25 protein-coding genes are annotated in these 23,535 nt (G+C 64.6%); 17 read left to right on the forward strand and 8 right to left on the reverse strand.

The genetic code is table 11. The features are described 5' to 3' along the window. The first annotated feature begins 71 nt into the window (after positions 1–71). Both OGR47_RS07605 and OGR47_RS07610 read left to right on the forward strand, forming a co-directional pair. Positions 72–476 carry a DUF4383 domain-containing protein gene (locus tag OGR47_RS07605; protein ID WP_165055428.1) on the forward strand — a complete coding sequence of 135 codons (405 nt, stop codon included), beginning with the start codon at positions 72–74 and terminating at the stop codon, positions 474–476. Between the two features lie 67 nt (positions 477–543). Beyond that, entirely contained in the window at positions 544–855 is a 312-nt protein-coding gene (locus OGR47_RS07610; RefSeq protein ID WP_165055427.1) for a BON domain-containing protein, read from the forward strand. 5 nt (positions 856–860) lie between these two features. Here the strand turns inward: OGR47_RS07610 and OGR47_RS07615 are convergent, their stop codons facing one another. Continuing rightward, a complete protein-coding gene (locus OGR47_RS07615; protein WP_165055425.1) occupies positions 861–2,339 on the reverse strand; it encodes a methyltransferase domain-containing protein in 1,479 nt (492 codons plus the stop codon). Between the two features lie 152 nt (positions 2,340–2,491). Here OGR47_RS07615 and OGR47_RS07620 point away from each other — a divergent pair, with 152 nt between their 5' ends. The 12 genes from OGR47_RS07620 to OGR47_RS07675 all read left to right on the forward strand — a co-directional run bounded on the left by OGR47_RS07620 (position 2,492) and on the right by OGR47_RS07675 (position 15,164). Further along, a complete protein-coding gene (locus tag OGR47_RS07620; RefSeq protein WP_165055424.1) occupies positions 2,492–2,977 on the forward strand; it encodes a DNA polymerase III subunit chi in 486 nt (161 codons plus the stop codon). Next, a complete protein-coding gene (locus OGR47_RS07625; protein ID WP_165055422.1) occupies positions 2,974–3,681 on the forward strand; it encodes a class I SAM-dependent methyltransferase in 708 nt (235 codons plus the stop codon). The genes OGR47_RS07620 and OGR47_RS07625 overlap by 4 nt, the downstream gene beginning before the upstream one ends. Beyond that, positions 3,678–4,727 (forward strand): ABC transporter ATP-binding protein, encoded by a 1,050-nt coding sequence (locus tag OGR47_RS07630; RefSeq protein ID WP_165055421.1) that lies wholly within the window; start codon positions 3,678–3,680, stop codon positions 4,725–4,727. Before OGR47_RS07625 ends, OGR47_RS07630 begins: the two co-directional genes overlap by 4 nt. A 250-nt stretch (positions 4,728–4,977) precedes the next feature. After that, positions 4,978–5,889 carry an ABC transporter permease gene (locus OGR47_RS07635; protein ID WP_165055420.1) on the forward strand — a complete coding sequence of 304 codons (912 nt, stop codon included), beginning with the start codon at positions 4,978–4,980 and terminating at the stop codon, positions 5,887–5,889. Continuing rightward, positions 5,886–6,668: an ABC transporter permease gene (locus OGR47_RS07640; protein ID WP_165055418.1), complete on the forward strand. Its 783-nt coding sequence runs from the start codon at positions 5,886–5,888 to the stop codon at positions 6,666–6,668. The genes OGR47_RS07635 and OGR47_RS07640 overlap by 4 nt, the downstream gene beginning before the upstream one ends. Before the next feature lie 28 nt (positions 6,669–6,696). Further along, on the forward strand, positions 6,697–7,245 hold the full coding sequence (locus OGR47_RS07645) for a CDP-alcohol phosphatidyltransferase family protein (protein WP_165055417.1): 549 nt from the start codon (positions 6,697–6,699) through the stop codon (positions 7,243–7,245). Between the two features lie 2 nt (positions 7,246–7,247). Next, entirely contained in the window at positions 7,248–8,492 is a 1,245-nt protein-coding gene (locus tag OGR47_RS07650; RefSeq protein WP_165055416.1) for an AI-2E family transporter, read from the forward strand. A gap of 6 nt (positions 8,493–8,498) precedes the next feature. Further along, a complete protein-coding gene (locus OGR47_RS07655) occupies positions 8,499–9,197 on the forward strand; it encodes a DnaA/Hda family protein (protein ID WP_165055414.1) in 699 nt (232 codons plus the stop codon). 148 nt (positions 9,198–9,345) lie between these two features. Beyond that, positions 9,346–11,580, forward strand: a complete 2,235-nt coding sequence (locus OGR47_RS07660; protein ID WP_165055413.1) for an RNA degradosome polyphosphate kinase — start codon at positions 9,346–9,348, stop codon at positions 11,578–11,580. Next, positions 11,573–13,105 carry an exopolyphosphatase gene (gene ppx / locus OGR47_RS07665; protein ID WP_165055411.1) on the forward strand — a complete coding sequence of 511 codons (1,533 nt, stop codon included), beginning with the start codon at positions 11,573–11,575 and terminating at the stop codon, positions 13,103–13,105. Before OGR47_RS07660 ends, ppx begins: the two co-directional genes overlap by 8 nt. 278 nt (positions 13,106–13,383) lie before the next feature. Further along, positions 13,384–14,559, forward strand: a complete 1,176-nt coding sequence (locus tag OGR47_RS07670; protein ID WP_165055410.1) for a zinc-dependent alcohol dehydrogenase — start codon at positions 13,384–13,386, stop codon at positions 14,557–14,559. Between the two features lie 14 nt (positions 14,560–14,573). After that, a complete protein-coding gene (locus tag OGR47_RS07675; protein WP_165055409.1) occupies positions 14,574–15,164 on the forward strand; it encodes a hypothetical protein in 591 nt (196 codons plus the stop codon). A gap of 6 nt (positions 15,165–15,170) precedes the next feature. Here OGR47_RS07675 and OGR47_RS07680 read toward each other — a convergent pair whose 3' ends face one another. Both OGR47_RS07680 and OGR47_RS07685 read right to left on the reverse strand, forming a co-directional pair. Then, a complete protein-coding gene (locus tag OGR47_RS07680; RefSeq protein ID WP_246729834.1) occupies positions 15,171–16,085 on the reverse strand; it encodes a 2Fe-2S iron-sulfur cluster-binding protein in 915 nt (304 codons plus the stop codon). Between the two features lie 35 nt (positions 16,086–16,120). Then, entirely contained in the window at positions 16,121–16,486 is a 366-nt protein-coding gene (locus OGR47_RS07685; protein ID WP_165055405.1) for a group I truncated hemoglobin, read from the reverse strand. 65 nt (positions 16,487–16,551) lie between these two features. On the opposite strand from OGR47_RS07685, the gene OGR47_RS07690 reads away from it, so the two are divergent. Then, positions 16,552–17,016 (forward strand): RrF2 family transcriptional regulator, encoded by a 465-nt coding sequence (locus tag OGR47_RS07690; RefSeq protein ID WP_165055403.1) that lies wholly within the window; start codon positions 16,552–16,554, stop codon positions 17,014–17,016. A 10-nt stretch (positions 17,017–17,026) separates the two neighbouring features. Here the strand turns inward: OGR47_RS07690 and OGR47_RS07695 are convergent, their stop codons facing one another. The 3 genes from OGR47_RS07695 to OGR47_RS07705 form a co-directional block, all read right to left on the reverse strand. Further along, a complete protein-coding gene (locus OGR47_RS07695; RefSeq protein WP_246729833.1) occupies positions 17,027–17,404 on the reverse strand; it encodes a hypothetical protein in 378 nt (125 codons plus the stop codon). Between the two features lie 667 nt (positions 17,405–18,071). Further along, the gene (gene rnd / locus OGR47_RS07700; RefSeq protein WP_165055401.1) at positions 18,072–19,292 is read right to left on the reverse strand and encodes a ribonuclease D; all 1,221 of its coding nucleotides are present in this window, start codon (positions 19,290–19,292) and stop codon (positions 18,072–18,074) included. A 50-nt stretch (positions 19,293–19,342) separates the two neighbouring features. Further along, a complete protein-coding gene (locus tag OGR47_RS07705) occupies positions 19,343–19,663 on the reverse strand; it encodes a YbjQ family protein (protein WP_165055399.1) in 321 nt (106 codons plus the stop codon). A gap of 165 nt (positions 19,664–19,828) precedes the next feature. Here OGR47_RS07705 and OGR47_RS07710 point away from each other — a divergent pair, with 165 nt between their 5' ends. Further along, on the forward strand, positions 19,829–20,755 hold the full coding sequence (locus OGR47_RS07710) for a tetratricopeptide repeat protein (RefSeq protein ID WP_165055398.1): 927 nt from the start codon (positions 19,829–19,831) through the stop codon (positions 20,753–20,755). 227 nt (positions 20,756–20,982) lie between these two features. Here the strand turns inward: OGR47_RS07710 and OGR47_RS07715 are convergent, their stop codons facing one another. Next, a complete protein-coding gene (locus OGR47_RS07715; RefSeq protein WP_165055396.1) occupies positions 20,983–21,531 on the reverse strand; it encodes a MarR family winged helix-turn-helix transcriptional regulator in 549 nt (182 codons plus the stop codon). A 99-nt stretch (positions 21,532–21,630) separates the two neighbouring features. Here OGR47_RS07715 and OGR47_RS07720 point away from each other — a divergent pair, with 99 nt between their 5' ends. After that, the gene (locus OGR47_RS07720) at positions 21,631–22,857 is read left to right on the forward strand and encodes an MFS transporter (protein ID WP_206527495.1); all 1,227 of its coding nucleotides are present in this window, start codon (positions 21,631–21,633) and stop codon (positions 22,855–22,857) included. Between the two features lie 152 nt (positions 22,858–23,009). On the opposite strand, the gene OGR47_RS07725 is transcribed toward OGR47_RS07720, so the two are convergent. Then, positions 23,010–23,474, reverse strand: a complete 465-nt coding sequence (locus OGR47_RS07725; RefSeq protein ID WP_165055461.1) for a peroxiredoxin — start codon at positions 23,472–23,474, stop codon at positions 23,010–23,012. Between the last annotated feature and the right edge of the window lie 61 nt (positions 23,475–23,535).

Raw genomic sequence — 23,535 nt, forward strand, 5'->3', positions numbered from 1 at the left:
CCTGAGGGAATGCGCGCATTCCCGATCGATCGGCGCGTCCCTTGGATGCGGCAGAGCGAAAGGAACATAAAATGCAACGCAGCATTGCCGGCCAGAACGTGAACGCCGACACGCTGGCCAAGATCCTGGGCGGCATCTTCCTCGTCGTGGGCATCCTGGGATTCTTTCCCAATCCCCTCGTATCCTGGCGCGGCGTCTTCGACGTCAACACCGTCCACAATATCGTCCATCTGGTGAGCGGCGGCATTCTGCTGGCGGCGCCCAATTACAACTCCTCCGGAATGGCGCTACGCGTCATTGGCATCGTCTACGGCATCATCACGGTCATCGGCTTCATCTCCACCAGCGCGCTGAGCTGGCTGGCGATCAACGGGCCGGATAATTGGCTGCATCTCGCGCTCGCGGCGCTGATGATCTGGGGCGGCTACATGCTGCCTTCGGAGGGAACCGACCGCGTGACGACGGCGCATATGTGAGCCTTTTGGCGCCACTACTTCGCGTCGCGGCTCGGCCGCGGCGCGTTATTTGGTCCTGGAGAGCGAAATGACGGCTGCCCTGCCGGACGACGTGAAGACGGCGATATTGGAGGAGATGCGGGAGAGCGCGGTCGATATCTCGCGCATCCTCGTTGACGTTCACGGCGACGAGGTCGTGGTGAAAGGCGTCGTGAACACGCAAGGGGAAAAGGAGGCCGCCGAGGACGTGATCGAGCGCCTCTCGCGCCGCGCCAAGATGCGGTGCGAGCTCGAGGTCGCATTGATCTATGAGGGGGCGGAAGACGTCGTCTACGAGGCCGGCGTGGAGTCCTTCCCCGCGAGTGACCCGCCCTGCTGGACGCCCGGCTTCGGCCGGTAGCAGCCTCAGAGGCGTCTCAGGACGACAACCTCGCCCGCCACCGGGGCGTTGGCTTCGAGCCTGATCGTCGTCGCGACCCGGGCGAGCGTGTCGAAGTGGCGTGCAGCGGTTGCGGCGACATAGTCGGGGGCGTGCGTAAACCGGCCGCAGGGGCGCAGGCGGTAGTCCGCTCCTTCGCCAGTTTCGACGCTCAGAGCGAACAGCCCCCCAGGCGTCAGACGCCGCGCGGTTTGTTCGAACAGGTCCGAAAGATCGCCGAAATAGACGAGAACGTCGAGCGCCGTGACAAGGTCGAAACGCTCCTCGCCCGCGGCGAGAAAGGCGCCGGCCTCACTCTCGAGAAGCCGGTGATAGAGGCCCCGTTCCCGGGCCTTCTCCAACATGCCAGGCGAGATATCGACGCCCGTGAGTTCCTCGCCAAGCCGCGCCAGGAAGGGCGCCGCAAGCCCGGTTCCGCAGCCGAGGTCGAGGATTTTGTCGAAGCTGCGGCCGGTTTCTGAAAGAAGGTTTTCGCAGGTGGAGGGGACGCTATAGCCCAGCACGTCGATGAGCTGAGTCTCGAAATTCGGCGCGAATTTATCGAAGCAGGCGGTCAGATAGGCGTTGGGCGCGCGCCTATGGGCCGTCCCTTGGAGGGCGTCGAGATGATAGCGGACGACCGGATCATTCGGCGCGAGATCGAGCAGCGCTTTGGCGACCCGGATAGCGCCCGCCGCGTGCCCGAAGCCGCAGAGCGCTTGAAGGGCGTCGCGCAGGACCGTTTCAACGTCTTCCGCGTAGCAGCCGGCGGCCTTTTCATAGACCTGCAACGCCGCCTCGACCGGCTCCTCGATCGCTGCGTCGATGAGCCCGACTCTCGCGTATTTGCGCTGGATCGCGGCCTCGAGCGGGAATCCGGCGGCCGCTTTTTGGAATGCTTCGCGGGCCTGTGAGAACTGACCAAGCATGCGGCGCGCGTCGCCGAGACAGGCATAGATCGCGGGCCCTGCGGCGTGCTGGTCCGACACGACGATGGAGAGCAGGCGTTCGGCGCTCTCGAAGCGTCGCAATTCGAAATGGAGCAGACCCAGGCCCATCAAGGCGCCCGGCGCATTCGGCGCGATGTCGAGCGCGGCGAGAAAGGCCTGCTCTGCTATGTCCATATCGCCGAAAGTATGAGCGGCGTTGGCGAGCACCAGCCATGTCTGCGGATGGGAGGGGTCGATCTTCAAAGACTTGGAGAGGTAGTGGACGGCTTCCGCCGGCCGGCCGGTCGCGTAGAGAAGACTGCCAAGGTCGCTCATAATTCGCGGGTTGGCCGGCGCGAGTCGCTCCGCGCCCTGGAGGCATTCGGTCGCCTCGACGAGCGCGCCCGCCGCCCATAGGGACAGACCCTGCCGTCTGAGGCTCGCGGCCTCCCATGCGTCGAGATCGATCTGGGTTGCGGTCGAGAGACCAGCGTTCTGGCCGCTCGCTCCGGGCGCGGCGGGGCGTTCGAAAGTCATCTGGACCAATTCCCCTTCAAAGCAAAAGTCGCAAGAAAGATTGCGCGTCTGTCTGGCCCGGGGCTGGCCATCCGCTCCGTGACGCGCGCCGGCTCTTGCGCGCCGCCGCCGAATTGGCCATCAAAGGCCCCGCCGCCGGTCGCGAGGGGCCAATGGTCGATATCTCCTTCTACCACCACCAGACCCGCAAGATCGAAGACACGCTGTCCACTCTGCTGGAGCGCTCGCTGGCGCGCGGCTGGCGGGTCGTGGTGCAGGCGACGAGCGACGCGCGGATGAACGCGCTGGATCAGCGGCTTTGGTCCTATCGGCCCGAGAGTTTTCTGCCGCATGGGACCAAGCGGGACGTCTCGCCCGAGACGCAGCCGATCTACCTCACCTGCGGTGATGATAATCCCAACAACGCCGATGTGCGCTTCTTCGTCGAAGGCGCGCATATCGCGCCGATTCTCGCGGGCGACGCGGCGCCTGCCGAGCGCGCCGTGCTGCTCTTCGACGGCGAAAACCCCGAAGAGCTCGCCAATGCGCGCGCGCAATGGAAAGAGCTGCGCGACGCCGGGCAGACGCTCGTCTATCAGCAACAGGACGAGAGTGGCCGTTGGGTGGAGAAGGCGCGCGAACCAAAGGCAAAAGCATGAGAGACGCTGAATTCGGCGACAGGCGCGCGCGCGCCAGAGAGCGGCTCGACGCCATCGATCCCCACATGCGCGAAGGCGGCGCCGAGGCCGATCCGCAGCGCAAGGGTTGGTTCGAGGCGGTCTATGAGCTTGCCGATGACGATCCGGCGGGCGTGCCCTGGGCCAATCTCGTCCCGCATCCCTTGCTCGCGCAATGGCTGGAGGGGCGGTCGCTCAAGGGGCTGCGCGCGCTCGACGTCGGCTGCGGGCTCGGCGACAATGCCGAGGCGCTCGCGGCAGCGGGGGCGGACGTCACGGCCTTCGATCTTGTGCCGCGCGCGGTGGAATGGGCGCAGCGCCGCTTTCCGCAAAGCGCGGTTCACTATCGCGCCGCCGATCTCTTCCAGGCGCCGGCGGAATGGCGTGGCGCTTTCGATCTGGTCCACGAACTCTACACATTGCAAGCGCTGCCGGCGGCGTTGCTGCCGCAAGCCGCGCGGGCGTTGGCGTCCTTCGTCGCGCCGGGCGGCAAGTTGCTCGTGATCGCCCGGGCGCGCGACGAGGGGCAGCAGGCTGTGCGCCCGCCGTGGCCGCTGACGCAAGCGCAGATCGAGGCGCTGGCGGTCGACGGGCTGCGTCTCGTCTCGTTGGAGGATATTCCCGCCGATGACAGGCTCATGCGGCATTGGCGCGCGGAATTCGCCAAGGAGGAGCCCGCCAAGTGAGCGCGCGGCTTCTCTCGGTCGAGGGCGTGTCGAAGAGATACGGCGCCGTGGTCGCGCTCGACGAGATCACGCTCGACGTCGGCGCCGGCGAATTCTTCGCGCTGCTCGGCCCGTCGGGATGCGGCAAGACCACGTTGATGCGCAGCATCGCCGGCTTCGAGACGCCGGACGCCGGCCGTCTGACGCTAAGCGGCGAGGATCTCGCGGGCGTGCCGCCCTATCGGCGGCCCGTGAATATGATGTTCCAATCCTATGCGCTGTTTCCGCATCTCGACGTATTCGAGAACATCGCCTTCGGCCTGCGTCGGAAGGGCGAGCGCGAGGAGGCGATCCGCGCGCGGGTCGGCGAGCTTTTAGAAATGACGCAGCTCGCGCCCTTCGGCGCGCGGCGGATCAATGAACTTTCAGGTGGCCAACGTCAGCGCGTTGCGCTTGCCCGCGCGCTGGCGCCGCGGCCGGCGCTGCTGCTCCTCGACGAACCGCTCGGCGCGCTCGATCGCAAGCTGCGCGAGGAGACGCAGTTTCAGCTCAAGGAAATCCAGCGCAAGACGCAGACGAGCTTCGTCATTGTGACGCATGATCAGGACGAGGCGCTGGCGATCGCCGACCGCATCGCCGTGATGCGCGCCGGCAGGCTGGAGCAGATCGCGTCGCCGATCGACATCTATGAAAAACCGGCGACGCGTTTCGTCGCGGGCTTTGTCGGCGAGACCAATTTCATCGAGGGCGTGGTGGCGCGGGACAGCGGCGCAACCTTCGTGACGTCCTTCGCGCGGCTGCCGCGCGCCGAATGCGCGCTTCCCGAAGGCGCGCGCGCGACGCTCTCCATCAGGCCAGAGCGCATCGAGATCTCGCGGGAAGGGCAGGGCATAGCGGGCCGCGTGGAAGATTACGTCTTTCGCGGCGAATATACGCTCTTGCGCGTGCGGGTGGCGCCCGACGCCGTGCTGCGCGTCGGCGCCTATGACGGGCGCTTCACTATTGGCGACGAGGTGAGACTGACGATCGTGCCGGAAGCGGGCGTTCTGTTCGCGGAGGCGGCATGAGCGCTTTCATTCGACGCGCGTGTCATTCCCGGCGGGCTGAAAGCCCGACCGGGAATCCAGGGCAGCTCTCTCGAATGCTGCTCTGGATTCCCGATCGCGCTTCGCGCGTCGGGAATGACAGCCGTGACCCGCCTCCAAAGTGGCACCATCATTGCGTGGAGCGTAAGCGACGAAGCAATCCAGAGCCACATCATGGCTCTGGATTGCTTCGCTTCGCTCGCAATGACGGCGAGACATACGGGCGGAGTTCATGAAATCGCGCCGCCTCTCCCTCGGCCAGCGGCTCACGCTCGCGATTCCCTATCTCTGGATCGCCGCCTTCTTCCTCGCGCCGATGCTGCTCATTGCGAAAATCTCGCTCTCGAACTCGGTGCTGGCGCGCCCGCCCTATGAGCCGCGCTTTCTGCCGTCCGATACGCTCGGCGACATCTGGGCAAAAATCCAGACGCTCACCTTCGCCAATTATCGCGCGCTCGTCGGCGACAGCCTTTATTTCGACGCCTATGTCTCGTCGCTTTTCATCGCGGGCGTCTCGACGCTTGCGACGCTGCTCGTCGCTTATCCTTTCGCGCTCGCCATGGCGCGCAGCCCGCGCAAGTGGCGGCCGTTCCTCATCGGCATGGCGGCGGCGCCGTTCTGGACGAGCTTTCTGATCCGGGTCTACGCCTGGATCGCGCTCTTGCGCGACGAGGGCCTCATCAACAATGCGCTGATGGCGCTTGGCCTCATTCGCGCGCCGCTCGAAATGTTCGCGACGACAGGCGCGGTCGTGGTCGGCATCGTCTATTCCTATCTGCCTTTCATGCTGCTGCCCATCTACGCCGCGCTCGAAGGGCAGGACGCGAGCCTGCGCGAGGCGGCGGAAGATCTCGGCGCCTCGCCTTGGCAGGTTTTCCTGCGCATCACTTTGCCGCTCTCGCGCGACGGCGTGATCGCCGGCGCTTTGCTGGTCTTCATCCCGGCGGTCGGCGAATTCGTGATCCCCGAGCTGCTCGGCGGCTCCGATACGCTGATGATCGGCCGCACGCTCTGGAACGACTTCTTCGCCAATCATGATTGGCCCGCAGCCTCCGCGGCGGCAATCGCGCTGGTGAGCATTCTCCTCGCGCCCTTGCTTTTATGGGAGCGTGCGCGGTTGCGCGAAGAGGAGCGGCGCGGATGAGCAACATCTTCCGCATCGGCGTTCTGATTGCCGGCTTCGTCTTTCTCTACGCGCCCATCGCCATTCTCGCAGCGATGAGCTTCAACGCGTCGCGCCTCGTCTCCGTTTGGGGCGGCTTCTCGACCAAATGGTATGCGGCGCTCCTTGAAAACGAGCCGCTCATCGAATCGACGAAGATCAGCCTCGCCGCCGCGGTTCTCTCCGCGGTTATAGCGACGTTCCTCGGCCTGCTGGCGGCGGTGGCGCTGGCGCGTTTCGGCGCCTTCCGCTCGCGCATGCTGTTCTTCGGCGCGGTGCATGCGCCGCTCGTTCTGCCCGAGGTGGTGCTGGGGCTTGCCTTGCTGTCGTGCTTCGTGGCGCTCGGAATCGGACGCGGCTTCGCGACGCTCGTCATCGGCCATGTCACGCTGACCATGTGCTTCACCACCGTGGCGCTGCTCTCGGCGCTGCGCAGCTGCGACCTCGCCTTGGAGGAGGCGGCGATGGACCTCGGCGCGACGCCGCTTCAGGCCTTCGCGCTCGTTGCGCTCCCGCAAATCGCGCCGGCCATGGCGAGCGCCTTTCTGCTCGCCTTCACCTTGTCGCTGGATGACCTCGTCATCGCGAGCTTCGCGACAGGGCCCGGCGCGACGACGCTGCCGATGCGCATTTTCTCGCAGGTCAGGCTCGGCGTCTCGCCGCAGATCAACGCCATCTCGACCTTGCTTCTCGGCTTGGTCGCGCTTGCGCTGGGCGGCTCCGCGCTCGTCATGCAGGCGGGCAAGCGCCGGGGATTGTGAAAGCCCTATCACGCGCCACATAGGGCCCATGGCCTCCCGTTGGTTTGCATCCCTGCCCAATCTCATCACTATTGGCAGGCTGGTCCTCACGCCGGCCATCATCGGCTTGGTCATCGACGAAAAATGGGGCGCGGCCTTTGCGGTCTTCGTGGTCGCGGGCATATCCGACGCGCTCGACGGCTGGCTGGCGAAGACCTACCATCTCCAGTCCGATCTCGGCGCGGTGCTCGATCCGCTGGCCGACAAGACGCTCATCATTTCGATCTATGTATCGCTCGCCGCCGGCGGCAATCTGCCGGTCTGGCTCGCCATTCTCATCGTCTCGCGCGACGCGCTTATTCTGGGCGGCGTGCTCGTCGCCTGGTTCCTCGCCCGCCCGCTCAAGATCAGGCCGCATTTTTCCTCGAAAATCACAACTGCGGTCCAAATCGTGCTTGCTGCGGTCATACTCGCCGGGCAAGCCTTTGGCCTCAGGATAGAGGCGCTGGAGGGGGCGCTCGTGGCAAGCGTCGCTGCATTGACCATTGCTTCCGCGAGCGTCTATCTGTGGCTCTGGGTCCAGCATATGAGGCCTTGAGAATGGCGAAGCAGACGCGGCCGGCCGGCCCGCGCGCGCAAGGGGCGCGCGCCCCCAGGAACTTGTCTTCGGCGGCGGCGGTCAGCGCCCCGGAGCCGGAGCCCGTCCAGCTTGTTGCCGTCAAATGGGCGGGCTTGAGCCTGGAGCGCCAGCTCGGCCTGTGGGCGGCGACGCTTCTCGTCCTGGCGGGCGTTCTCTATGTGCTCAGTCCCGTGCTCGCGCCCTTCATGGCGGGCACGGCGCTCGGCTACCTGCTCGATCCGATCGCCGACCGCCTGCAGCGGCTCGGGTGCTCGCGCCTGGGCGCCGCGCTGTTGCTGCTCGCCATTTTCATCGCCCTCGTCGTGACGGCGCTCATTGTGGTGCTGCCGGTTTTCACCCATCAGTTGACGGGCTTGATTGCGGCGCTGCCGGGCTATCTGCAAACGCTGCACGGCCTCGCCACCGATTGGAGCGGGCGTTTCTCCAACGAGCATCTGAAGGATTTTCTGGAGAAATACGGATTCGCGGGCGCAAGCGCCAATCTCGACGTCGAGAAGTATTTCAACGATCTCGCGGGCCAGGGCGCCGCCTACGCCGCAGAATTTCTCAAATCATTGCTCTGGCGCGGCTATGCGCTGATCAATGTGATTTCGCTCGTGGTCATCACGCCGGTCGTCGCCTTCTATATGCTGCTCGACTGGGACAATATGGTGAAGATCATCGACGATCTCGTCCCGCCGCGGCATCGCGAGGATGTGCGGATGCTCGCGGGCGATATCGACCGCGCGCTGGCAGGCTTTGTGCGCGGGCAATCGCTCGTCTGCCTGTTTCTGGGCCTGTGGTATGCGCTGGGCCTCTCCCTCATCGGGTTGAACTTCGGCTTCCTGATCGGTGTCATCGCGGGCTTTTTGAGCTTCATTCCCTATGTCGGCACGCTGACGGCGCTCGTTTTCTCCATCATCATCGGCGTCGTGCAGGCTTGGCCGCAGGTTGATCTGCCCTTGGAGGCCGTCATCATCGTTTCGATTGGCCTGGTTCTCGACGGCTATGTGCTGTCGCCGCGACTTGTCGGCGCCTCGGTGGGGCTGCATCCGGTGTGGATCATGTTCGCGCTGCTGGCTTTCGGCGCGCTCTTTGGTTTTACGGGCCTCATCGTCGCGGTGCCGGCGGCGGCGGCGATCGGCGCGCTGATGCGCTTCCTCGCGCGCCGCTATCGCGCCAGCGCGCTCTATCGCGATTCCGCCTACGCGCAGGACCGGGCGTAAGGGCCGGTGGGCGATGGAAAACCGGAGCAGCTCCCATTGGAGCTGCCGCTCGAGCCGAGTCTGCGGCGCGAAGACTTCCTTGCGGCGCCGTCGAATGAGGCGGCGCTCGCCATGATCGAGCGCTGGCCCGATTGGCCCGACCGCATTTTGACGCTCATCGGCCCGCCCGGCAGCGGCAAGAGCCACCTGCTTGCGATTTGGGCCGAGCGGGCGTCGGCGCTGCGCGCGCAAGGGGCGGCCCTACCCACTCTGGAGGCGCTGGTCGCCGCCGCGCCGCAGGCGATCGCCGTCGACGAGGTCGATTGCATAACCGATGAGACAGCCCTCTTTCACCTGCTGAACTTCGCCGTCGAGCACCGCGTCTTCGTGCTGATGGCCGCGCGGCGCGCGCCGACGGCCGCAGAGGTGCGGCTGCCCGATCTCTTGTCGCGGCTGCGCCGCGCGCCCACGGTGGAGATCGGCGCGCCCGACGACGATCTGATGCGCGCGGTGCTCGAAAAGCTGTTTCGGGATCGACAGCTTCTCGTCGAGCCGCCGGCGCTGGCCTACGCCGCGCTTCGTCTCGAACGCTCGCTCGATTCGGCGCGCGCCTTCGTCGCCGCGCTCGATCGCGAGGCGCTGGCCCAGCGCCGGCCTGTCACACGCGCGCTTACTGCACAGGTTATGGAGGCTTTCGCTGCGTCCGCGGCCGATGGGGATAATTGAGTAGACAGGCTCTTTGGTAGCGAGCCTTTAGGCTCGCTCGGAGGCGTTCCCGCGGCTTCAGCGCGCAGCCACCCGGCGATGCGGCGCTTTCGCCCTGCCGCCGGCGGCGCGATTGTGGCATAAGAATAGAAACGATCAGGAAAGCGGCATGACAGCCAATATGCGAGAGACGAGCGAGCGGGCCGCCACGGCCATCGAGGCCGCGACGATCGAGGTGATGGACAGGGCCGACGAGATTCTGGAACGCCCGGAAGAACTCGTCCTCTCGCCGCGACGCTTTATCAATCGCGAGCTTTCATGGCTCGAATTCAACCGCCGCGTTCTGGAGGAGGCCTCCAACAAGAGCCATCCTCTGCTCGAGCAAGTGCGCTTCCTCTCCATCTCCGCGAATAACCTCGACGAATTCTTCATGGTCCGCGTCGCTGGCCTGCGCAGCCAGATTCGCTCGGGTCTCACCGCCGTCTCGCAGGACGGGCTGAGCCCTTCCGAGCAGCTCGCCAAGATCAACGAGCGCGTGGTGCTGCTGACCAACGAGCAGTTGCGCCGCTGGCGCGAGCTGCGCCGCGAGATCGAGGAAGTCGGCATCGCCATCGTCGAGCCCGGCGACGTCTCCAAGGCCGATCGCGAATGGCTGGAGGAGTATTTCCTCAGTCGCATCTTTCCCGTGCTGACGCCGCTCGCCGTCGATCCGGCGCATCCTTTCCCCTTCATCCCGAATCTCGGCTTCACTCTGGCGCTGGAGCTGGTGCGGCCCGGCGACCGCAAGACGCTGCAGGCGCTGGTGCGACTGCCGCCCAAGATCGAGCGATTCGTGCGCCTGCCCAATCACGGCGGCGCGCGCGAGCGCTTCATGCAGCTCGAAGCGCTGATCGGGATGAACGCCCAGCGGCTCTTTCCAGGTTATCTGCCGCGCGGGCAGGGGCTCTTTCGCGTCATTCGCGACAGTGATCTCGAAGTCGAGGAAGAGGCGGAAGATTTGGTCCTCTTCTTCGAGACGGCGCTGAAGCGCCGGCGCCGCGGCTCGGTCATTCGTCTCGAAGTCGCGACCGACATGCCGGAATCGCTGCGCGCCCTCGTCGCCGACGAGCTCGATGTGCAGCAGAGCGAGATTTTCGAGATCGACGGCATGCTCGCCTTGAACGATCTCTCCGAGCTTGTCGCGCTCGATCGGCCCGATCTCAAATTCAAGCCCTATAATCCGCGCTTTCCGGAGCGGGTGCGCGACAATGGCGGGGATTGTTTCCTTGCCATCAAGCAGAAGGACCTTGCGGTCCATCACCCTTACGAGTCCTTCGACGTCGTCATCCAATTCCTGCAGCAGGCGGCGCGCGATCCCAACGTCATCGCCATCAAGCAGACGCTCTACCGCACCTCCAACAATAGCCCGATCGTGCGTGCGCTCGCCGAGGCGGCCGAGGCTGGAAAATCCGTCACTGCGCTCGTGGAATTAAAGGCGCGCTTCGACGAGGAAGCCAATATTCGCTGGGCGCGCGACTTGGAGCGCGCCGGCGCGCAAGTGGTCTTCGGCTTCATCGAGCTCAAGACCCACGGCAAGCTTTCGATGGTCGTGCGCCGCGAAGGTTCGGGGCTTACCACCTACTGCCATATCGGCACGGGCAATTATCATCCGGTCACGGCGCGCATTTATACGGACATCTCGGTGTTCACCGCCGATCCAGTGATCGGCCGCGACGTCTCGCGCATCTTCAACTACATCACCGGCTATGCGGAGCCTGCAGGGCTCGAGCGCATGGCCGTCTCGCCGATCTCGCTTAAAAAGCGCCTGCTCGAACATATCGAGCAGGAAATCGAGTTCGTGAAAGCGGGCAAGTCGGGGGCGATCTGGGTGAAATGCAACGCCCTCGTCGATCCTGAAATCATCGACGCCTTCTATATGGCGTCCAAGGCCGGCGTCTCGATCGATTGCGTGGTGCGCGGCATCTGCTGCCTGCGGCCGGGCGTTCCGGGGCTCTCCGAGAACATCCGCGTGAAATCAATCGTCGGGCGCTTTCTCGAACATGCGCGCGTTTATGCTTTCGGCGGCGGCAATCCGCTGCCGCATCCGCGCGCGCATGTCTATATCTCCTCGGCCGATCTCATGCCGCGCAATCTCGACCGCCGCGTCGAGGTTCTCCTGCCCATCACCAATCCCACGGTGCATCAGCAATTGCTCGATCAGATCATGCTCGCCAATCTTATGGACAATGAGCAAAGCTACCGCGTGCTCCCCGATGGCTCGTCGCAGCGCATCTGCCCGGGGGCAGGCGAGGAGCACTTCAACGCGCATCAATATTTCATGACCCATCCGAGCCTGTCGGGGCGCGGCAAATCGCTCAAAGATTGGCGCCCGCGTTCGCTTCTGAAGCGCAAGCAAGATGTTTAAAGGCCTTCTTCGGCCGCAGCGCGTCGCGCAGCCGGCCCCGAGCTCGACGCGGCCTGTCGCCATCGTCGACATCGGCTCCAATTCGGTGCGTCTCGTCGCCTATCAGGGCCTCGCGCGCGCGCCGACGCCGATCTTCAACGAAAAGGCCATGTGCGGCCTGGGCAAGGGCGTCGTCACCACCGGACGGCTGCCGGAGGAGGGCGTCGAGAAGGCGCTGAAGGCGCTGCGCCGCTATCGCGCCCTCTGCGAGACCATGGGCGTGCTCGACATCGAGGTCATCGCCACGGCGGCAGCCCGCGACGCCGAGAACGGACCGGCCTTCATCGCCGCGGCGCGCGACGTTATCGGCCGCGAGATTTCGCTGCTGTCGGGCAAGCGCGAAGCCGAGCTTTCGGCGCTCGGCGTCGTGTCTTCGGTGCACGAGCCGGACGGCGTCGTCGGTGATCTCGGCGGCGGCTCGCTGGAGCTGATCGACGTGACGGGCGACCAGCTCGGCAAGGGCGTCACCTTGCCGCTCGGCGGCCTCGCCTTGATGGACGCTTCCCGTCGTAACCCCCGCGAAGCAACGCGGATCGCCCGCAAGGCGATCACAGAGGCGAAGCCTCTGGAACATCTCAAGGGCCGCGCCTTCTATGCGGTCGGCGGCACGTGGCGCTCGCTCGCCAAGCTCCATATGCGCCAGCGCAATTATCCGCTGGGCGTCATGCACAATTATCGCATCCAGACCAGCGAGGCCTCGGATTTCGCGGCGCTGGTCGAGCATATCGACAGCACGGCGATCGAGGACATCAATATCGTCTCGGCCGCGCGCCGGCCGCTTCTCGCCTATGGCGCAATCGTGCTCGATGAGATCATTCGCCGCGCCAAGCCGCGCGAGATCATCATCTCTGCGGCGGGCGTGCGCGAGGGCATGCTGTTCGAGCGGCTCTCCGAGGCCGAGCGCAAGATCGATCCGCTGATTTCCGCCTCGCGCGAGCTGGAGGAGCTATTCGCGCGCGCGCCTGGCTATGGCGACGAGCTGATCTCCTGGACAGACGCGCTGATGGCGTCGAGCGACATAGACGAAACGCCGGAGGAGAAGCGCCTGCGCCACGCCGCCTGCCTTCTCTCCGACATCGCCTGGCGCGCCCATCCCGAGTATCGCGCGCAGCGCGCCATGAACATCGTCACGCACGGCCCCTTCGTGTCGGTCGACCATCCGGGCCGCGCCTATCTCTCGCTCGCCATTGTGATGCGTCACGAGGGAACGGAGGCGGGGGAGGGCATCGGCGCCGTGCGCAGCCTGCTGACGACCCGCCTCTTCGTGCGCGCCCGCGTGCTCGGCGCGGCGATGCGGGCCGCCTATCTGCTCTCGGCTTCGATGCCGGGCGTCCTGCCGCGCACCAAGCTTCTCATTCGCAAGGATGCGCTCGTTCTGATGCTTCCGCGCGACTTCGCAGATCTCGCAAGCGACCGCGTGCTCAGCCGGCTGAAAACGCTTGGCCGGCTCGCGGGAGTCGATGCGCAGATCGAGATAGAGGCTTAGACGCCACACCTCCGAGGCGGCCTCGTCCTTCGAGACGCGAGCTTCGCTCGCTCCTCAGGATGAGGCCTCAGTGTTTAGCATAAAATGCAGAAGCCCCTCTTGCTGAGGAGGCTGCGCAGCAGCCGTCTCGAAGCGCGAGGGGCGACGACGCTACCTTGTCAGCTACGCTTCGTTACGCGCCGCGCATCGCTCTCGGCGGAACCAACGCTCGCCCCAGCCGTTCCGGAAGCTGTGTACGCCCGCACCAGGCTGCGCCGCTGAAATGGGGAGAGCGCCATATGAGAGCCCTCGTTTGGCACGGCAAGGAAGACATTCGCTGCGACAGCGTTTCCGACCCCGAGATCGAGGACCCGCGCGACGCGATCGTGAAGGTCACGAGTTGCGCCATATGCGGCTCGGATCTTCACCTCTTTCACAATTTCATCCCGGCGATGCTCCCAGGCGACATCATGGGGCACGAGATGATGGGCGAGGTGGTCGAGGTTGGCTCGGGCGTGAACGGCAGCCTCAAGAAAGGCGACCGCATCGTCGTGCCTTTCACCATCATTTGCGGCGAATGCGAGCAGTGCAAGCGGGGCAACTACTCGGTCTGCGAGACGACGAACCGCAACAAGCAGCTCGCCGATAAGGTCTACGGACACGCCACGGCGGGCCTGTTCGGCTACACGCATCTTACGGGCGGCTATCCGGGCGGACAGGCGGAATATGTGCGTGTGCCCTATGCCGATAAGACGCACATCAAAGTGCCGGAAGGGCTCACCGACGAGCAGGTCCTCTTCCTCGGCGACATTCTCCCCACCGGCTGGCAGGCCGTGGTTCAATGCGACATCGAGCCGACCGATACGGTCGCGATCTGGGGCTGCGGTCCGGTCGGGCAGATGGCGATCCGCAGCGCGATACTACTGGGCGCGAAGCAGGTCATCGCCATCGACTATCTGCCGGAGCGTCTGGAGATGGCGGAGGCCGGCGGCGCAATTACCATCAACTTCGAGGATGAAAGCGTCATCGAGCGCTTGCAGGAGCTTACCGACGGCAAGGGCCCTGAAAAATGCATCGACGCCGTCGGGCTCGAAAGCCATGTCGGCTGGTCGCAGCCCGACACGCTGCTTGATCGCGCCAAGCAGATGGTCGGGCTCGAAAACGATCGCCCGCATGTGCTCCGCGAGATGATCTATGTCTGCCGCCCCGCCGGCGTGATCTCCATTCCCGGAGTCTATAGCGGGCTGATCGACAAGATTCCGATGGGCCTCGCGATGAACAAGGGCCTCACCATCCGCACCGGCCAGACCCATGTGAACCGCTGGACCGACGATCTCTTGCGCCGCATCGAGGAAGGTCAGATCGATCCGTCCTTCGTCGTCACCCACACCGCCTCGCTCGACGAGGGGCCCGATATGTACAAGCTGTTCCGCAACAAGCAGGACAGCTGCATCAAAGTCGTTTTGACGCCCTGAGCGGGGAGGCGGTCATGACCTTAGTCGCAAATCTCTCGAACATCGTGCGATCCAAGGGCGATCCCAGGGTTCTCAGCACCGGCCCAAGTTCCTTCTGGGGGTCGGACCGTCTTGCGCGCGCGCTCGGTTGGTTCAGCATCGGTCTCGGACTGACAGAGCTTTTCGCGCCCCGAATCTTGACGCGGATGATGGGCGTTCGGGGGAAGGAGACGCTGTTGCGCGCCTACGGCCTTCGCGAGATCGGCGCGGGGATGATGTCCTTGTCCGCAGACAAGGGCGCCGGCCTGCAGAGCCGGGTCGCGGGAGACGCGCTCGACATTGCGACCTTGATGGCGCTCAAGCCGCGGAGCACGAAGCAGGATAATCTGGGTCTCGCCATGGCCGCGGTTCTGGGCGTGACTTTCTTGGATATTGTTGGGGCAATGTGGGTGAAGCGCAACGAGAGCCGAAGCGGCGGCGCACGGCGCTCATACAGCGACCGCAGCGGCTACCCGCAAGGCGTCGCGAAATCCCGGGGCGCCGCGCGTGACTTCCTGAAACCGCCGGAGGCGCGCGCCGCGCAGACCGCCAACGCAGCGCCTCGCGCGAGCGCTCGCCCGTGGTGAGGGCGTCTAACCCGCTGGCGTGAAGGCGTCCGACCGTATCGCTTTCATGCTCGCCCCCGCCATAAACAGGTCTCGCTTGAGCCGCTTCACGAGGTTCTCGCCGCCGCATAAGAAGAAAGCCGTGTGCGCCGCGCGCGGGGCTTCGGCCGCGAGCGCCAGCGCCGCCACGTCGCCGCCTGTGTCCAAGGTCGCGGGGAGGTAAGTGAAATCACGGGCGTGCGCGAGCGCCTGGAGCTCGTCCGTCAGATAGAGCCCTTTGCTGTCTCGAGCGCCGTGGTAAAGCCGGATCGGCCCGCGATGGCCTTGGCGCAACGCGTCGCGAAGCACGCCATAAAGCGGCGCGAGACCGGTGCCCGCGCCAATGAGCGTCAGCGGCTGATCCGCGGCGACGCCCTCGTAAAAGCACGTCCCGCGCGGGCCGGCGATGTGGAGCTTATCGCCCGAGCGAAGATCCGCCATCAGACGCCGGCTCATGCGGCCGTTCGGATGCAGGCGGATATGCATTTCGAGAAAGGCGTCTTCCTCTGGGCAACTCGCCAGCGAATAATGCCGGCTGAGGCCAGGTTCGGCGATCAACTCCAGAAACTGGCCGGGCCGGTAGGAAAAATTTTCGGTTTCGATGCGCAGCCGCACGACATCCTCGGAAAGCGGCTCGATCGCGCGGATCGTCGCCTCCTGCGGCGCCCCGGCGTCGTCTGGCGCGACGACCTTTAAAGGAGCGGTGGGGTGGCAGATGCAGGGCAGGAAGAAGCCCAGCGCCTTCTGCGCATCTGTAAGGCCCCGCTGCGATTCTTCCGGCGGCGCGCCGTCGATCGCGCGCAGCATGCAGCACTGGCATTGGCCGGCGCGGCAAGAATGCGGCGTCTCGACGCCGGCCCGCAGCAGCGCCTCGAGGACAGTCTCGCCCGGCGACAAAGTCACCGGGCGATCCTGGAATGAAAGGGTTGGGGCGCCCGTCACCGGCCGAGCACGTCGTCGCGCACGGAGTTGGCGAGGGTGGCGACCTCTCTAACTTCCTTTTCGGGAACGCCGAGCGTGCGCAGCGTGCTGTCCAAATTCTCGATCACGGCGTCGACATGGGAGTCGTTGAGGCCCTTTGCGACGAGGCGCTTGTGGGCGTTGCGCATGTCGAGGCCGGTGTAGCTATTGGGGCCGCCAAAGGCCATTGTCAGAAAGGACTTCTGCTTGGCGATCTGATCTTCCATATCCACGCCGTCGAAAAAGCGCGCGATGCGCCCATCGGCGAGAACCTTGCGATAGAAGAGTTCGACAGCGGCGTTGACGGCTTTCTCGCCGCCGAGACGTTCATAGAGGCTGGACATCGGCTTTCCTCCCTAAAGAAGTATTTTTGATACTTCTTTTGTAGCCGGGATCCTCGAACCTTGCAATGGGACCACAGATGCGGCTGACCACACATAGTGATCTTTCATTCAAGACCCTGATTTTCCTAGCTGTTGCGGGAGATGATGGCGCCACGATCGCGCAAATAGCATCCGCTTTCAGCGCCTCCGAACATCATCTTCGCAAGGTGGCGCTGGAACTCGTTCGCTTAAATCTCGTGTCGGCGAGTCGCGGCCGAAGCGGTGGGCTGCGCCTCGCAGTTGCGCCGGCGCAAGTCACGATCGGAGGGCTGTTGCGCCAGTTCGAGACAGAGTTCGCCGAGTCGGAATGTCTCGGCGCGGCGCAGAATGGGTGCGTGATCTTCGGTCTTTGCGGCCTGCAGCGCGTCTTCAATGAATCTTTGGACGCGCTCTTTTCCGTTCTCGACCGCTATACTCTGGAGGATGTCGTGAAATCCTCCCCGGGCGTCGCGGCCAAGCTCGGAATCGAGGCCGCGCCGCCGCCAGTGTGAGTGTGGCGGATCAGCGCTCAGGCGAGAGCGCGACCCGATCGACACGGATGACGTTCATCGCTTCCGCGCCATAGAGGCAGGTGAAGCGCGAGGATTTGCCGTCGGCGTCGTCCACATAGGCCGCGCGACCCGGCTCCACGGTGAGCTGCACGCGGGTCGGCGCGCCGCCCTTCGTCTCCATATCCCTGTCTGCGATCATCATGGTCAAACGGCAGGCCCCATTGGCCGGCTGGAAATAGCTCACGACATGAGCGCCGCCGGCGTCCAGACTGGCCGCCATCAGCGGCTTCATCTTGGTCTCCGACCAGGCGTCCGCCGCCGACACGGCCGTCGCAGCCGCCAGGGCCAAAACGCCGCCGAGCGTCAATGCGATATTCCGTGTTTTCATGATCTATTCCTTTCTTCTATCGATCAGTGCAGCGAAGGGATGGGCTCGACCTCTCCAAAACGCGGACAACAATGTGTCAGACCTGGGTGTCCTTCGCTGAGGCAAAGGTATCACTGCGCCGCAGCATTTCAATACCGCAATGCAATAAAAATCGCATATTGCTTTGATCTATAATGTGATCGTAAAGTGGCGACAATGGTGCAGCTGGCAGGTTTGGCGCCTTCGACAGAGGCAGCCGAGCCTTATGCTCAAAAAATGCAAAAGCCCCGTAGAGACAAGGGTGTGTGGGCTTTTATGATAGAAATATTCTATTGATCTGCCTAAAGATCGCCCAGCCAAGATCGTCTCGCTTCACCTGCTCGGTCCCAGAATGGCCCTCATTTTTCGACAGGCGCACGCGCTGCGCCCCATTGTCGCAGGAAAGGAAAAAGGGGAGTTGCGGACCGGCGTCGCGCCGTGACGCCCTCGCGGCCGTCGCCGCCCTCAGCTTGGAAGCTTTCTGGGCCATGGATTCCCGCATAGGCCCTCCATTACTGGCGACAGAGCAAATGGCCCAGGCGCGATCATACGCGGCGCGCGCCCTTGGAGCGCGCGGCCGAATTCGTTCAGGCGCCGAGGGGTTTTGCCCCCGGCGCGCAATGGTCAGTTAGGGCGAGAGGCGGGGATGTCAGCCCGAGGCGGAAGCTTCTTCCCGAGATTCGACCGGCGCTTCCGATTGCGCAGGGGCTTGGGCGCCTTCGGCGTCCTGCCAGTCGAAAGTGACGACCCGGCCGTTCTCGATGGCCAGGGCGAGGCGGCCGCTTTTCAGCTCCAGAGCCTTCTCGCCGAAAATGGCCCGCCGCCAGCCCTTCAGCGCCGGCACGTCGGCGCGGTCATCAGCGGCGATCGCCTCCAAATCCTCGACCGTGGCGATCATTTTGGCGGCGACGCCAGTCTGCTCGGTCACCTGACGCAACAGAACCTTCAGCAGCTCGACCGTCGCGCCGTTCGAGCCGCGCCGCTCGCGCTCGATGCGCGGCACACTCGCAGGATCGCGGGCAAGGCCGCGTTCGACGGCGGCGACGATGTCCGCGCCGGAGCGCGAGCGCTCCATGCCCTTGGGGAAGGAGCGCAGATTGGCGAGCGCTTCGGGACTACGCGGGGCCGATTGGGCGATCTCGATCAGCATATCGTCCTTGAGGACGCGCGAGCGCGGCACGTCGCGGCTCTGCGCCTCGGCCTCGCGCCAGGCGGCGAGCTCCATCAGCACGGCGAGATCGCGCGGCTTGCGGGCGCGGTGACGCAGACGCTCCCAGGCGTTCTCGGGATGCTGCTCATAGGTCGCGGGCGAGGTGAGCGTCTGCATCTCGTCGGCGAGCCAATCGAGCCTGTTCGAGCGTTCGAGCCGGGCCTGCAGCGAGATGTAGATGTCCCGCAGATGGGTGACGTCGGCAATGGCGTATTCGATCTGCGCCGCGGAGAGCGGACGGCGCGACCAGTCGGTGAACCGCGAGGATTTGTCGAGGCTGGCGCGGGTGATCGCCTTGACGAGCTCAAGGTAGGACGCCTGCTCGCCGAAGCCGCAAACCATGGCGGCCACCTGGGTGTCGAAGAGCGGCGCCGGAATGAGACGGGCGAGCCGCCAGATGATCTCGAGGTCCTGCCGCGCGGCATGGAAGACTTTGACGACCTCGGGGTTCGCCATCAATTCGAAGAAGGGCGAGAGGTCGATGCTGTCGGCAAGCGTGTCGATCGCTACGGCCTCCTCGGGCGAAGCGATCTGGATAACGCAGACTTTCGGCCAGAAGGTCGTCTCCCGCAAAAACTCCGTGTCGACGGTCACGAAGGGGTGACGCGAAAAGCGGGTGCAGACGGCTGCGAGTTCGTCGGTTGTGGTCAGAAGGCTCATCGAGCGCCAGTTTACTCAGTTTCTCTCGAAGGAAGAAGCATTTTCGCCGTTTATGCGCGTTCGACGATCACTGCCGTGCCATAGGCGAGGACCTCGGTCACGCCGTCCATGATTTCATTGGCGTCATAGCGCATTCCGACGATGGCGTTGGCGCCCGCGTCGGCCGCGTGCGCGCACATGTGGTCGAAAGCTTCCTGCCGGGTCGCTTCCGCCAGATTCACATAGACGGAAAGCTTACCGCCGAAAATGGTCTGGATGCCCCCGAAGAAATTGCCGACCACCGAGCGCGAGCGGACCGTGATGCCGCGCACCAGCCCCAGATGTCGGACGATCCGGTAGCCCGCGACGTCATTGGTGGTCGAAACGATCATCACTTCCCCCAAAAAGGCAATCCGATTCGTAATCCGTCTCTAGCCTAGCCGCCTGCGCGGTTCGCGCAAACAGGAGAGATTTGCAGCAGAGATTTGCGACTTGCAGAAGGCGACTAGTCGGGTAGGATTAAGCGCCACTCGAGAACGACGGAGCCAATCCGGGACATGATTTTTCATTCTTTCAACGCCGCGCGGGCCGCGGCGGCATTCGCGTTTGCCGCCGGCTTCCTGACAGGCTCCCATGCGCTCGCGGCTCCGGCCGCGTTAAATCCAGGCTGGAAACAGTGCAAATCGGCGAATCCCGACGAGCGCATCGCAGGCTGCACGCAGGTTATCGGCCAGATCGCCAAAGAGCCAAAGAAGAATCAGCTGGCGGCCTATGTGAACCGCGCCGGCGCCTATCAGGCCAAGGGCGACTACCTCCACGCGATCGAAGATTACAGCAAGGCGCTGGAGGTTGAGGGCTCCTCGGTCGTCCTGCTCGCGCGCGGCGCGGCGGAGCACGCCAAGGGCGACCTCGACGCGGCGATCGCGGACTATGGCAAAGCCATCGAGAACGACAGGAAAAACGCCGCCGCCTTCATGGCCCGCGCGTCCGCTTGGCGCGTGAAAGGGGAGGCGGAAAAGGCGCTTGCCGATATCGAGGAAGCCTTCAAGCTCGACAAGAAATCGCCCGCGCCGCTGGCGGCTCGCGCCAATTACTATCACGCCAAGGGCGACCACGACCGCGCGATTGCGGACTACTCGGAGGCGCTGAAGCGCGACCCCAAGCTGGTCGCCGCCCTCATCGGGCGCGGCGGCTGCTATTACGCAAAAGCCGATTTCGATAAGGCGCTGGCCGACTTCGACGCGGCCGTGAAAGCCGACGCCAAGAACGCCGTCGCGCTCCTCGACCGCGCCAACGCATGGCGCGCCAAGAAGGATTTCGAACGCGCCAAGGCGGATTACGAGGCGGCGCTGGCGATAAAGCCCGATCTCGCCGCGGCTAAGAAGGGCGCGGACGACATGGCCAAAATCATCGCCAAGAAAGCGGCGAGCGGGTCCGCCCCGGCCGACGCGGCGCCGCCGAGCGCGGAGCATGAGCATAACTGACGATCGCATTTGTGCGTCATTCAGGGAGGGGGCCCTTAGAGCAGGGCCCGAACGATGTAAGTCGCTTTGGGATTCCCGAATCGGCTGACTCGGATACATCCTTTCCGCCGCGGAAGGGAGGCGGCGGGCATGGGGCTTTCCGACGATCTTCGCAAACGCGTGGTAGAAACTGTCGTCGCTGGAGGGCTGTCGCGTAACGCGGCCGCGAAGAGCCCTTCACGCGCGAACTACGTCGCTGCGTGCGGATATGAGCCACCTTGATCGGAGCCTTCTCTAGAGCTAGCGAGCAGCTTGGCGAGCAGACGATCGAGTGTCTTCTGTTCGTCTTCGGTCAGCGCCGCCAGTATCGCCCGCTCGGTCTGGACATGAATCGGTAGGGCTTTGTCGATCAGCGACTTCCCTTGGTCGGTCAGCGCCACCAGCGTGCCGCGCCGGTCGGTCGGGTGTTTGACGCGCCGGACATGGCCGGCTTTTTCCAGCCGGTCGATGCGCGCGGTCATGCCGCCCGACGAAATCATCGTCGCTTCATAGAGCGCTGTGGGGGTCAAAGCGTAAGGCCGGCCCGATCGGCACAGCGTCGCCAGAACATCGAACTCGCCAGTCTGCAGTCCGAAACGGGCGAAGACAGGGTTGAGCCGGTCGCGCGCAATGAGCTGCGCCAGCTCGAGCAGCCGGCCCAGTGCCTCCATCGGAAATGAATCCAGATCCGGCCGTTCGCGCCGCCATTGGCGGGCGGCAATGGCGGCGCGGTCCTCTGGCGCATCGGGGTTCGACATGATATATCTCGACGTTAAGATACTCTCTGGGAAGATAGTAGCGACCGGGCGATTGAAGGGCAACCGCCTTCGACCTCGGGCTTTCGAGGGTGAAATATCATGACCGCACAAAACGATAGAGCGAGAGACGCATCGGCTTGGCCGTGCCCTAAGGCACGCGCGGCCGGCAATGGCCTGATCCTGACCGCGATCATATTGCTCGCCCTCAATCTCCGCCCGGTCATGGCGGGGCTGGGGCCACTGCTCGATCTCATCGAGAGCTCCACCGGACTGAGCTCCGCCGAAGCGGGGCTTCTCACCACGCTGCCGGTTTTTCTCCTGGGGCTCGGCGCCTTCGCCGGAGGGCGCCTACGGCGGCGCTTCGGAACGAAACGCGTCATTGCTCTGGGAATAGCGACGATCGCGCTGGCCTGCGCGAGCCGAGCGGTTTGGAACGACGCATTTGGAATGTTGGCGACGGCCGCCGGCGCAGGATTGGGCATCGCCGTCATCCAGGCGCTGCTGCCGGGAGTCATCAAGGAGCGCTTCGGCGCCGGCGTCGGGCGCGCCATGGGACTCTACACCACCGCCATAATGGGCGGCGCCGCATTCGCCGCCGCGACGGCCTCCGGACTTGCCCGCGCGCTCGATTGGCCCGGCGCTCTTGCGGTGTGGGCGCTGCCGGCCGCTGTCGCGACGATCGGCTGGTTGGCGCTGCCGCTTGCGTCACAAACGACCGCGGCGACGCTGAACGCAATGAGCGATCCGCTCTTGCGCAAGGGTCGCGCCTGGACATTGATGCTGTTCTTCGGGATCGGCACCGGCGCTTACACGCTGGTTCTCGCCTGGCTGCCGCCCTATTACATGAGCCTCGGCCAGAGCCGCGACATGAGCGGCTATCTGCTCGCCGGCCTGACCGTCGCGGAGGTATTGGCGGGGCTCGGCGTTTCCGCCGTCATCGGCCGCTTTCCCGATCGCCGCGGGCCGCTCGTCGCCGTGCTGCTCTGCATATTCGCAGGCCTCGTCTGTCTCGTCGCCTCGCCGCTATCCCTGGCCCTGCCAGCCGTGCTGTTGCTCGGGCTCGGCATTGGCGCGTTATTTCCGCTGTCGTTGATCGTCACCCTGGATCATGTCGACGATCCGGTCCGCGCCGGCGAGTTGGCGGCCTTTGTTCAAGGCGGCGGCTATATTGTCGCGAGCCTCGCGCCGTTTTTCGCCGGCGCCGTACGCGATCGCTTCGCCGATCTCTCCGGAGCCTGGGAGGCGATGGCGGTCGCAATCCTTCTCTCCATCGCAATCGCCAGCAGACTTTCTTCGAGCAGCTACCGACTTCTGTCCCGAGATTAGAGCGCGCGTTCCTCTCGAACGGAATCGTTCGCTCTAGACAAAAGCGAGACCAGTTTCCGATCCCAAAAGGATCAGAAACTGGTCTAGGTCATCCCCGTCAGGCCGGAGGCCTGACAGGAAAAATCCAAGGTAACGTTCGCGCCCGTGCGGGGCTACAGCCCCTCCGCCGCCATCAGCACTTCGTCGGCGTGACCCGGCACTTTCACCTTGCGCCAGATCCTCGCGATCTTGCCGTTGGCGTCGATAAGGAAGGTCGAGCGTTCGACGCCCATATATTTGCGGCCATACATGCTCTTCTCGACCCAGACGCCATAGGCCGAAAGCGTCTCCTTGGTTTCGTCCGCGGCGAGCGGGAAGGCGAGCTCGTATTTGGTGCGGAACTTGTCGTGGCTTTTGGCCGAATCTGGCGACATGCCGACAATTGTCGCGCCAGCTTTGGCGAATTTGTCGCGCAGCGCGTTGAACTCGATCGCTTCCTTGGTGCAGCCGGAGGTGTCGTCCTTGGGATAGAAGTAGAGAACGACCTTCTTGCCCGAGAGCGCCGCAATCGACAGCGTCTCGCCGCCTGCGCCGGGCAAAGTGAAGGCCGGCGCCGAATCGCCTTCTTTCAGTTGGATAATAGAAGTTGTCGGCGCAGGCGCCTCCGTGGCGGGCTTTGCGGCCGTGGCTTTGGCGGTT

The organism is Methylocystis sp. MJC1 (assembly GCF_026427715.1).
GTDB lineage: Bacteria > Pseudomonadota > Alphaproteobacteria > Rhizobiales > Beijerinckiaceae > Methylocystis.